Genomic DNA, 10,088 nt, shown 5'->3' with positions numbered 1-10,088 from the left:
GTACGCTAGTGCCACCAACTACCGTAACGAATCAAAGAGTTTCAGGTGGTTTGGTCCGTTGTTTCGGCAACTACTGTGAAGGGCGGGGCTTTCTCCTTGACTCTCAGTAAGTCGTTACCGTCGAACCCGCAGACAGGTCGCGAGTTCCGCGGTGTATTGTTACAGCAATCCGTCTGAGAGAATCCGCCCGGCTACAGTGCTGAGAATATCACTCGAAATCGCCGGCTGTACAGACGAGCACCGATCGATCACCCTCGAGAATAACGCTCTGGGTGACACTCCCGAAGACGGCCTTTCCAGCGGGCGACCGTTCTCGTGCCCCGACTGCAACGAGGTCCGCATCGTACTCTGTGGCGGCCTCGAGGAGTGTCGTCGCCGGATCGCCGCTCCGCCCGTCGAGTTGTACGTCGATCTCTTCCGCCTCGAGACGTTCTCTCACTCGGCGAATGGTTCCGATCTGGTCGACCGACGCCCCTTCGGGATTGTCGGTAAACGAGTGAACGAGGACGACCTCCGTCTCGTCTTCCCCGGGAAGCGATTCGATCGCGTCGGCGACCGCCGCGGCACGGTTCTCGTTTTTGTCGATTCCGGCGACAACTGTAAACATCAATCGAATCAATTCGTCGCTGGCAAATAATAGTATCGACCGTTGGACTGATCGGCTTTCGATCGCCGTGCCCGCCAGCAACCGCTGGGCCGTTTACGCTGGAACGGATCGAACAGGGCCATACATCGACGTACAACGGTCTCTGGGGTATCCACGTCCGCTCGGCGACTGTGCAACTGCGATCACAGAAGGGGCGACGACCCGCACAGTAAGCTATTTATTACGAGGCTGTGACACATCCAGTACAATGGTTTCTGGTGACGATTTCAGGACGACTCTCGGTACCTTTGCCACCGGCGTCACGGTCGTGACGTTTACACTCGACGGGGACGACCACGCGTTGACGGTCAACTCCTTTACATCGCTGTCGTTAGATCCCCCGCTAGTGTTGTGGAACTGTGACGTCGACGCGAGCTCTCACGATCTCCTCGAGAAGGCGGATAACTATGCGGTCAACATCCTCACAGAGGATCAGGAGGAACTCTCGACGCGCTTTGCGGGCCAGCACCACGAGATGGACGACCCGTTCGAAGGGATCGATCTCTTCCGGTCCGAGACGGGGGCACCCATCTTCGAGGATACGCTCGCGTACCTCGATTGCACCATCGATGCCCGTCACGAGGGTGGTGACCACACGATCTTCGTTGGTCGCGTCGAAGACGCTGCGGTACAGAACCCCGACGAACAGCCACTGATCTTCTTCCGGGGGAATTACGAGGAACTCGCCGAGTAGTCTCCCGGACACCCGGACCGGTCACACCGGACGAACTGGCCGCCTCGTTTCGCTTCGATCGGTTCGCGGATGACTCCTCTTCGACGGTAGTTACAAGAGGTCCCCGGAACCACCGGAGTATATGTTCGATGATGCGTGGGCCGGTGCGGAATCGACGGCGCACTCGGTTGCACTCGCGTGTCTCGAGCGCGGTATTCGCGCGGCCCACCCGTCTTTGGTCTCCGAGAGTTCGCTCTCCGTCGAAGAGGGCAGGCTCGTCGTCTCGTCCGGATCCAACGTGGACGATCTCGTCTACGACCTCGAGTCGTACGACCGGGTGCTCGTTCTCGGGGGTGGGAACGCTGCCGGACAGTTCGCACGCGAACTCGAGGGGGTGCTCGGTGATCACCTCTCCGGCGGCGTCGTCGTCACCGACGACGTCGAACCGACGGACATCATCGAGGTGATCGAGGGCGACCACCCGGTTCCGACCGAGCGCTGCGTCGATGGTGCCCGGCGGGTGTTGTCGGTCGCCGAATCCGCGACGGCGGACGATCTCGTCGTCGCCTGTATCACAGGGGGTGCAAGCGCCTTGCTCGCGGCACCGCCAGCCGACCTCGCGCTGTCGGATCTTCAGTCGACGACGGAGGCGTTGCTCTCGAGCGGTGCCTCGATCGACGAGATAAACGCGGTTAGAAAGCATCTCTCGATGATCAAAGGTGGGCGACTCGCACAGACTCTCGCGCCGGCGACCGTCGTCGGGGTGACGATCAGCGACGTCGTCGGCGACGACCTCTCGGTGATCGCCAGCGGGCCGCTCGTGGCCGATCCGACGACCTACGCCGACGCACTCGCGGTCCTCGACCGATACGGGATCGACGCACCGACGGCCGTCTCCGATCGTCTCGAGGCTGGCGCCGCCGGTACACACTCCGAGACGCCGACTGCGGACGAGCCGGTGTTCGACGACGTTGTTACGACCGTGCTGGCAAACGGTTGGACCGCACTCGATGCCGCACGGGAGGCTGCGACCGCACGCGGGTACGACGCCCTCGTTCTCTCCTCGAGCGTCGAGGGCGAGGCCAGCGAAGCGGGTAGAACCCACGCGGCCATCGCACGGGAGTGTGTCGAAACGGGGAATCCGGCGTCCCCGCCCGTCGTTCTCCTCTCGGGCGGTGAGACGACGGTGACGCTCGTCGACGATCCGGGCCAGGGCGGGCCGAACCAGGAGTTCGTGGTGAGCGCCGCGGCTGAACTCGACGACGAACCGGTCGTCGTCGCTAGCGTCGACACGGACGGAATCGACGGCGCGTCGGACGCCGCCGGCGCTATCGTGGCCCCCGCAGAGATCGACTCCGACGACGCCAGGGATGTGCTGGCGCGAAACGACGCAGGGGCTCTCCTCGCCGATGTCGACGCACTTCTCCGAACGGGGCCGAGCGGAACGAACGTCAACGATCTTCGACTGTTCGTCGTCGGTGAGTAACCTCTCGACTCGAGCGACCGATCGAACTGTAATTTTCCCTATAGTTAGACCGTATTCGTTCGGTTACGATCGGATCTGGAGTGCGTACTCGCCGCGGACACGTTCTTCGTCGTGATAGACGACTGGCTCTTCGATCGCCGCGACAGTCTCACCGTCGAGGGATACGGCTGTCGCGATTCCATCGAGGCGTCGTGTTACGACGTCGCCAGTCTCGAGGTCGAACCGGTGGATGGCGTGGGTTGCCGGATCGCGAACCCGGAAGTTCTGTGCACAGGGGACGACGACCGTCCCGCCATCTGCGGCGAGTTCGTGTACGAAGCCGCGGACGGGTTCGGCCCACCGACGTTCGCCGTCGGCGTCGAAGACGGCGATCCGATGTTCGTTCGGATGCCGACTCTCGGTCTCGCGGCTCTCGAGGGCGTACGTGTTTCCGGTCACGAACGCGACGTGGCCGTCGCTTGCGTGGACGTGATTCGGGTAGGCGTACAGCGTCTCGTCGCCGATCTCGGTCTCGACCGCGAGATCGATCCGCCAGCGTTCCTCGCCACCTGGACCGAGGAGGTAGCCACGCTTGTCACCGTGGCTCGCGACGGCGAGACGATCGCCGTCGAACGCCACGTCGCCGACCCGCCGATCCCCGTCAGTTCCAGGATCCCACTGCCAGTGGGGCTCGCCGGTTTCGGGCTCGAGAACGACGAGTCCGACGTCGTGGTCGCCCAGACAGCGGTTGAAACCCACTGCGAGACGGTCGCCGGCGTCGTCGACGTCGATCGCGATCGGCGAGGCGTCGGTTTCGTACCGCCAGCGAACCCGTCCACCGAACTCGATTGCGTAGACCGTACTGTGCCAGCGTCGATCTTGCCCGTTCCGTTCGTACCGTCTGGCGGCGGCGTAGACGACTTCGCGGTCCGTGTCGGTAGCGAGGTCGACGACGTACGGGAGTGCGAATCGGTCGTCGCTTTCGGGTTCGCCGACGTCGAGTGCGGTCTCGTAGTCCCACTTGTGCTCGCCCGACTCGAGATCGTAGGCTGCGACCGATCCACGTTCGCCTCGCCCGGCGACGACGACCGTACCGCCGGCCGACTCGATTCCGGTTGCGCTCCCGGGATGGTCGACCGCCCATCGCTCCGCGAGGGATTCTCGGTCGTAAGCCGTCACCGTCCCGTTTTCCCGTCCGACGACGACGAGGTCGTCGGTCAGGCGGACGCTCGAGCGCGTCCACATGTGACGGCTCCGTGCACTGTCGATCTCGCCCAGGTCGATTCGGTCGGTGCCGAAACTGGATTCCGTCACCGTTACTCCTCCGGAAACGTTTCGTGGAGCAGGTCGTGGGCGTCGCCGAGGCCGTCGACGACGTGCTCTCCCTGTACGGACAGCCGTCGGACGGCCCGCTCGGCGTCGCGGACGGCGAGCAACCGGCCGCGCGCGTAGTCGTATTCTGGATCGTCGGGATCCATCGCCGCGATCTCCTCCTCGAGATCCACCAGCGCCGCATCGAGGTGGCGCTCGATACCGGCCACGGTCTTCGCTTCGGCGAGGGCCCCGATCGGCCCCTCGAGGTGACCGTCCAGTTCTTTCTCCGCGTGTTCGCGGGCGTGTCGGTCCCCACCGCCGAGGACGTTCATCAATCCGAGTTTCAGCGCTTCAATTTCGTAACAGCTCATGGATACAGACCGGGCTTAGAGCGTCCGGTCGACGATGTCGCTTACGATGCGGTCCCGTTCCAGGTGGGACGAAACGATTCGTTCGGCGTCCGCGTCGTCGACGTCGCCGTACCAGACGCCGTCGGGGTAGACGGCGACCATCGGTCCGTCGCCACAGCGGCCGAGACAGGACGACCGCGTGATACGAACGTCACAGCCGTCGGCGTCTCGAGTGGCCTGTCGTAGTCGCTCGAGGACCGCCGACGATCCCATCTCGGTACAGGTCCGGTTCGTACAGACCGCGACGTGTCGATTCGGCCCGTCGTGGACGTGTGGCTCGTCGTCGACGTCCTCGCGGTCCGCGTGACTCGCTCGATGGGCCAGCGCCCGCACCATCGCACGTGCGCCGCCGAGGTCGTCCTCGTAGCCCTGCAGGTCGACCTTGTACTTACAGGTGTCACAGGACATTTCGACGCTTCCGGACCGCGCCTCCTGCCAGCGGTCCGCAAAGACCTCGAGCAGCCGCGGGTCGGTCCCGAGTGGATCACCTGCGGCGGCCGCCACGTAGGGGTAGTCGGCGTCGAACTCGTCGGTCCAGTCCCGGACGCGTTGGGTGAGAACGCCGTCGCCGAGCATGTACGGCAGGACGACCACGGCGTCGGGTCGGTGTTTCGCCAGCCCGTGAAGACTCTCCTCGAGTGTCGGCTCGGTGACGCCGACGAACGACGCCTCGACGCGCGAGAACGACCGCCCTTCGTAGAACAGTCGGGCGAGCTTGTGGACGTCGCCGTTGGCGTCCGGATCGCTCGAGCCGCGTCCACAGCAGACGACGGCGACGTCGTCGACCTCCCGATCGACCCCGATCATCCGCTCGACGGCGGCCGCCCGCTCGTCGAGAATCTCGAGGATCGCGGGGTGGACTCCAAGGTGTGCGCCGACGTCGATCTCGAGGTCGTGCTCAGTTCGCACCTGCTCGACGGCCAGTGGCACGTCGTTTTTGACGTGACTGGCCGCGAACAGCGAACAGTGGACGACGGTCACTCGATCGACGACGCCCGCCAGTCCGTCGAACGCCGCCTCGATCGACGGCTCCGCTAGCTCGAGAAACGCCGCATCGACCGGGATCTCGAGACGTGACTCGAGGCCGGCGGCTAACTCGCGAACCTGTTCGTTCGAGCGTTCGCGACGCGAGCCGTGGCCGACCAGCAGGACAGCCTCGTCGTCGAACGCGGGTCCGTCGTCGATCGTGTGGTGCATGGTTCGTAACTCGTTCGGGTATCCGTGTTCTCCCTCACTCCTCTCTCCCTCTCATCCTCTACGCTCCAACGGCGCGCCACGCGCACCGCAGCGCGGATCACTCGAGGCCTTCCGCCTGCTCGAGGCTGCGCTCGAGCTTTCGCCGGCGGCTGGGGGCGTACAGCCCGGTCTCCTCGCAGTCGTCGTACAGCCAGCGACCGAGTTCGGGTGCGGCGTCGTCGTCGACGCCGAACCAGTAGCCACCCGAGGAGGTCTCCGAGAGGTCGCCAAGCGGTGGGTCCACCGGACAGTCCCCGAGCAGATCTCGAACGGTCTCGAGCAGGTCGCGGTCGTCGTGGACGAACGAGATCCCGACCGTCCCCTGCGAGGACTTGAAACAGACCGTTCCACAGCCCTCGAGCAGGCCTCGAAGGAGTTCCCGGTCGTGACTCGAGAACGCTCCGAACCGATAGTTTCCGCGGCCGTCGACGGGCAGTCCAGCCGTCGTCGATCGGCCGAACAGCCCCTCCTCCGACCCGCGATCTCCGTCGAGGGTTAGCGTGTACTCCTCGGCCGTTCTCGTGATCGACGTATCGTGGGCGTACTCCCGACTCGTCGTCTCGCGTGCGACGTCGCCGCCGGCGATCGCCGAAAGCGTCTCGGCGGATCGTTCGTCGCTCGTCACGACCTCGAGGCTCCCGTCAGAAACGGCTCCGCTCGCGGCGACGTGGCCCCAGAAGTACGCCGTCGTCGGATGGCCGGCGAGTACGTCTGCGGGCGACTGGACGCTCAAGAGTGGTTCCCGTTCGTCCGACTGGTCACCGTTGTCGGGGCTCATTCGTTTACCTCCCTGACCGCGATTGCGTCCGTCGGACAGGCCGCCGCGGCCTGTCGCGCCTCGTCGATCCGGTCGTCGTCGAACGTCGCGACGACCCGTTCGGCGGTATCGACGACGTCGCCGTCGCAGTCGTAGATCGGGTCGGCGTCCGGATCGATCGTCGCCAGACCGTCAGCCCCCTCGACGAAGCGGGGATCGCGGGTGAGACAGGCGAAGATGCCGTCGCAGGCGTCCTTTTCGACCGTGAGTTCGTATCGTGACATGGTGGATCTGTAACGGTCAGTAGTCGTACTTCGTCTCGTAGCCTCGCGGGGTCACCATCCGGTCGTCCCAGACGTACGTCTCCTCGTTGCCGACGATGATCGTCGTCGTCATATCGACGATCTCGTCCTCGCCGAGGGGCTCGAGTTCCCCGAGTTCGGTCAGCAACACGCGTTCGTCCTCCCGGCCGGCGCCGTGGACGATGCCGACCGGCGTGTCGGGATCGCGGTGGGCCAGGAGGATCTCACAGCACTTCTGGAAGTTTTCGCGACGCTTGCGACTCCAGGGGTTGTAGATCGCGATCGTGAACTTCTCCTTTGCGGCGGCGTGCAGGCGCGACTCGATCTCGGGCATCGCCACCAGATGATCGGACAGCGAGATCGAGACGGTGTCGTTGACCAGCGGTGCGCCCAGACGCGCCCCACACGACTGGGCGGCCGGAACGCCCGGGACGACCTCGAAGTCGACCATCGACGCCGTCGCGCCTTTCGACTCGAGGATCTCGAGGGCCAGACCGGCGAGCGCGTAGACGTTCGGATCGCCGCTGCCGACGATCGCCACGTCGTTGCCCGCGAGCGTGCGGTCGATCGCCTCCTCGGTGCGTGAGACTTCGCCACACATCGGCGTGTCGTACAGTTCGTCGGCCGCCTCGGTGATCTCGTCGGGGATGAGGTCGATGTAGGTCGTGTAGCCGACGATGTGCTCGGCCTCGAGCAGGGCCGTCTTCGCGCGGTCGGTCATTCCCCCCGGATGGCCGGGACCGAGACCGACCGCGAGCAGTTGGCCTGGGTCGGCGTCGAACTCGTCGACCGTCGCGCCGACCTCCTGTTCGGTCGAGTCGTCGTCGGAACTCGAGGCGCCACACGTGCTCGAGGACTCGGTGTCGTCGGAACTCGAGGCACCGCAGTTCGAAGTCGATTCGTCGGTCGCGTCGGCGTTGGTATCCGTGCTCATTGAAGTTCGCTCTCTCAGAAGTCGTCGACGTCACGCCCGCCTCGCGGGGTGACGAGGTAGGTTCGGTCGTCGTTGCACCAGGTCTTCGTCTCGTGGGTACCGATGATCAGCGAGGTGCCCATTCCCGACACCTTCTCGTCGTGGTCTCCGGCCTCGCCGAGGGTCGTGATGAACTCGCTCTCGCCGTTGCGGCCGGCGTCCGCGCGGCCGGCGTCGTTGACGATCGCGACGAGAGCGTCGTCGGTGCGTTCCTCGCGGACGATCTCGAGCGCCCGCTCGTAGTTGCGCCAGCAGTTGTAGAGGACGATCACGAACTCCGAGACCGCCGCCGCCCGCAACTTCTCCTCGATCTCCTCCCAGCCCCGCCACTTGTCCGACAGCGAGACGGTACAGAAGTCGTTACACAGCGGCGCGCCGACGTTGGCCGCACCGCCCAATGCCGCCGTTATACCGGGAACGATCTCGATCGGCACGTCCGTCGCGTCGTCCTCTTCGGCCATCGCGAAGACGAGATCGGACTTGCCGTAGACGGAGGGGTCGCCGCCCGAGACGTGGGCGACGTCTTTCCCCTCGCGGACGTGATCGAACGCCGCGCGGGTGAGTTCGATCTGTCGGCCCATCGTCGATCGCACGATCTCTTGTTCGAACCCACCGTCTCGAGTCGCGACTCCATCGTCGTCGACCGCGTCTTCGGGCGGGAGCGTCCCGTCCTCTCGGAGGAACGCCTGGTAGAGACTCGAGGCGATCACGACGTCGGCGGACTCGATCACTCGCTTGGCCTTCGCGGTCATCTGATCCGGGAGGCCGGGGCCGATGCCGACGACGGAGAGGGTGCCGTGATCGTCGGGTGTGCCGGTGGTCGGTTCGTCCGCGACCGCCCCGTCGTCCGCACTCGTCTCCGCGGATTCGGCGTCGGAACTCATCGGCCGATCGCCACCGTCACTTCGTTCTCGTAACTTCGTTTCTCGAGGACGAGTTCCTGTTTTGCCCCGCCGGCGATCGCCGACGCCTCGGAGACGCCGGGCCAGCCGATCAGCTCCTTCGATTTGGAGGGTGTCGGCCCCTCGTGGTCGAGCAGCGTCTCCCTGTCGAAGGTGACGACGCCGAGGTCGAGTTCCCGGGCCGCCTCGAGCAGTCCCTCCTCCTCGGCCTTGCGGGTCGCGGTGGCGACGAACTCCACATCGGCGAAGCCGTATTCGGTCTGCTCGAGGGCCTCCTCCCACGCGGCGAGAAACGCCTCCGTGTCCGCCCCGGAGACGCTTCCGGTGCCGACGACGATACCGTTTTGCGTGTTCCGCTTGAGGACGGTCACGTCGTCGCCGACCAACACCGCCCGTGGCCCCTCGAGTCGGGCGACCGGCCCCAGATCGTCGTCGAGGACGGCGAGGTTCGTTTTGACCGTCGAGTCGCCGTTGACGACGTGGGCGTCCATCGCCTTCGCACGCGACTCGACGCCCTGTTTGCCGGCAGCCTCCGAGGCGGTGGTCATCGCCGGAACGGCTCCCATCGTTGCCAGGTCCTGTGCGACCTGGTTTGCCCCGTGGTGGCCGCCGGTGATCGGAATCGCCCACGTCAACTCCTCGTCGACGACGCAGATCGCCGGATCGTCCCACTTGTCGTCGAGCAGATGTGCGGTTTTGCGCATCGCGATCCCAGACGCCATGAGCCCGACGAAACAGTCGTACTCGCCCCAGAACTCCTCGAAGACATCGCCGTGGTACTCGAGGATGTCGATCGTCTCGTAGCGGTCCGCGAGTTCGTCGCTGATCTCCTCGGCGGTCTCCATCTTCCGCTCGAAGGCGACGATCGCGATCTCCTCGGCGACCTCGCCGTCGGAATCCGGCGTCGAACAGTGGCTGCCGTCGTCGTTGTCCGTCCCGGAGCTCATCGGCTTCCTCCGTGTCGGTTCAGTGTCGATCGAACGCTCACGGCTGAGACGATGTTTGCCATCACTAATACAAGCTACGTTTCTCATGTGCAATATAGGTTTAGTTTCTGTGGAGACGGCCCTGTCGACGCGAGGCCCCCATCTCGAGCGGGATACTCTCGACGCGTTGGTGACTTCGTCACTCGAGTCACGCTCAGTGGACGCTACGCAGGATGGGAGAACGTGGCGGAGGGGCAGGTGACGAGCGTTTGTTCCGTCTCGTCGATCCGTCGGCGGCGACTTCGCTCGCTCGAGTCGACGTCGATCCCGTCGCCGAGGACGGCGTCCGTCGGTGACGACCGCTTTCGTTTCAACCGGGAACGGTCACGGCTTCTCGATAAATCGTATTAACGACTACTGTAGACCCATCACTGTCGAGCGGTCTCGCCGAACACAGCGTCGGGTTTCGCCGAGGATCCGTTTC

12 protein-coding genes are annotated in these 10,088 nt (G+C 64.9%); 2 read left to right on the top strand and 10 right to left on the bottom strand.

The window, feature by feature from the left end:
- Nucleotides 1-208 precede the first annotated feature (208 nt).
- A complete protein-coding gene (locus FYC77_RS16295) occupies nt 209-607 on the bottom strand; it encodes a universal stress protein (protein WP_149082553.1) in 399 nt (132 codons plus the stop codon).
- A gap of 247 nt (nt 608-854) precedes the next feature.
- On the opposite strand from FYC77_RS16295, the gene FYC77_RS16290 reads away from it, so the two are divergent.
- Nucleotides 855-1,340: a flavin reductase family protein gene (locus FYC77_RS16290; protein ID WP_149082552.1), complete on the top strand. Its 486-nt coding sequence runs from the start codon at nt 855-857 to the stop codon at nt 1,338-1,340.
- A 121-nt stretch (nt 1,341-1,461) separates the two neighbouring features.
- Nucleotides 1,462-2,805 (top strand): glycerate kinase type-2 family protein, encoded by a 1,344-nt coding sequence (locus tag FYC77_RS16285; RefSeq protein ID WP_149082551.1) that lies wholly within the window; start codon nt 1,462-1,464, stop codon nt 2,803-2,805.
- Nucleotides 2,806-2,868: 63 nt separating this feature from the next.
- Here the strand turns inward: FYC77_RS16285 and FYC77_RS16280 are convergent, their stop codons facing one another.
- The 9 genes from FYC77_RS16280 to FYC77_RS20220 form a co-directional block, all read right to left on the bottom strand.
- Nucleotides 2,869-4,098: an outer membrane protein assembly factor BamB family protein gene (locus FYC77_RS16280; protein WP_238387003.1), complete on the bottom strand. Its 1,230-nt coding sequence runs from the start codon at nt 4,096-4,098 to the stop codon at nt 2,869-2,871.
- A gap of 2 nt (nt 4,099-4,100) precedes the next feature.
- Nucleotides 4,101-4,469, bottom strand: coding sequence for a DUF3209 family protein (locus FYC77_RS16275; RefSeq protein ID WP_149082550.1), 369 nt, complete (start codon nt 4,467-4,469; stop codon nt 4,101-4,103).
- Between the two features lie 15 nt (nt 4,470-4,484).
- Entirely contained in the window at nt 4,485-5,705 is a 1,221-nt protein-coding gene (locus FYC77_RS16270; RefSeq protein ID WP_149082549.1) for a CbiX/SirB N-terminal domain-containing protein, read from the bottom strand.
- A gap of 97 nt (nt 5,706-5,802) precedes the next feature.
- The gene (locus tag FYC77_RS16265; RefSeq protein WP_149082548.1) at nt 5,803-6,522 is read right to left on the bottom strand and encodes a cobalamin biosynthesis protein; all 720 of its coding nucleotides are present in this window, start codon (nt 6,520-6,522) and stop codon (nt 5,803-5,805) included.
- A complete protein-coding gene (locus FYC77_RS16260; protein WP_149082547.1) occupies nt 6,519-6,785 on the bottom strand; it encodes a ferredoxin in 267 nt (88 codons plus the stop codon). Before FYC77_RS16260 ends, FYC77_RS16265 begins: the two co-directional genes overlap by 4 nt.
- 16 nt (nt 6,786-6,801) lie before the next feature.
- On the bottom strand, nt 6,802-7,737 hold the full coding sequence (gene cobJ / locus FYC77_RS16255; RefSeq protein ID WP_149082546.1) for a precorrin-3B C(17)-methyltransferase: 936 nt from the start codon (nt 7,735-7,737) through the stop codon (nt 6,802-6,804).
- A gap of 14 nt (nt 7,738-7,751) precedes the next feature.
- On the bottom strand, nt 7,752-8,660 hold the full coding sequence (locus FYC77_RS16250; RefSeq protein ID WP_149082545.1) for a precorrin-3B C(17)-methyltransferase: 909 nt from the start codon (nt 8,658-8,660) through the stop codon (nt 7,752-7,754).
- A complete protein-coding gene (cbiG, locus tag FYC77_RS16245; protein WP_149082544.1) occupies nt 8,657-9,625 on the bottom strand; it encodes a cobalt-precorrin 5A hydrolase in 969 nt (322 codons plus the stop codon). The genes FYC77_RS16250 and cbiG overlap by 4 nt, the downstream gene beginning before the upstream one ends.
- A 203-nt stretch (nt 9,626-9,828) precedes the next feature.
- Nucleotides 9,829-9,978 (bottom strand): hypothetical protein, encoded by a 150-nt coding sequence (locus tag FYC77_RS20220; protein WP_162354549.1) that lies wholly within the window; start codon nt 9,976-9,978, stop codon nt 9,829-9,831.
- Between the last annotated feature and the right edge of the window lie 110 nt (nt 9,979-10,088).

Origin of the sequence: Natrialba swarupiae (genome assembly GCF_008245225.1) — an archaeon.
Taxonomy (GTDB): Archaea; Halobacteriota; Halobacteria; order Halobacteriales; family Natrialbaceae; genus Natrarchaeobius; species Natrarchaeobius swarupiae.
The sequence above is the reverse complement of the archived record's forward strand: the minus strand, read 5'-3'. Positions and strand labels throughout refer to the sequence as shown.

Coding starts and splice junctions, on each gene's coding strand:
- FYC77_RS16275 (WP_149082550.1), bottom strand. CDS start 4,469: ATGAGCTGTTACGAAATTGAAGCGCTGAAACTCGGATTGATGAACGTC.
- FYC77_RS16250 (WP_149082545.1), bottom strand. CDS start 8,660: ATGAGTTCCGACGCCGAATCCGCGGAGACGAGTGCGGACGACGGGGCG.
- FYC77_RS16270 (WP_149082549.1), bottom strand. CDS start 5,705: ATGCACCACACGATCGACGACGGACCCGCGTTCGACGACGAGGCTGTC.
- FYC77_RS16290 (WP_149082552.1), top strand. CDS start 855: ATGGTTTCTGGTGACGATTTCAGGACGACTCTCGGTACCTTTGCCACC.
- FYC77_RS16285 (WP_149082551.1), top strand. CDS start 1,462: ATGTTCGATGATGCGTGGGCCGGTGCGGAATCGACGGCGCACTCGGTT.
- FYC77_RS16265 (WP_149082548.1), bottom strand. CDS start 6,522: ATGAGCCCCGACAACGGTGACCAGTCGGACGAACGGGAACCACTCTTG.
- FYC77_RS16260 (WP_149082547.1), bottom strand. CDS start 6,785: ATGTCACGATACGAACTCACGGTCGAAAAGGACGCCTGCGACGGCATC.
- cobJ (WP_149082546.1), bottom strand. CDS start 7,737: ATGAGCACGGATACCAACGCCGACGCGACCGACGAATCGACTTCGAAC.
- FYC77_RS16295 (WP_149082553.1), bottom strand. CDS start 607: ATGTTTACAGTTGTCGCCGGAATCGACAAAAACGAGAACCGTGCCGCG.
- cbiG (WP_149082544.1), bottom strand. CDS start 9,625: ATGAGCTCCGGGACGGACAACGACGACGGCAGCCACTGTTCGACGCCG.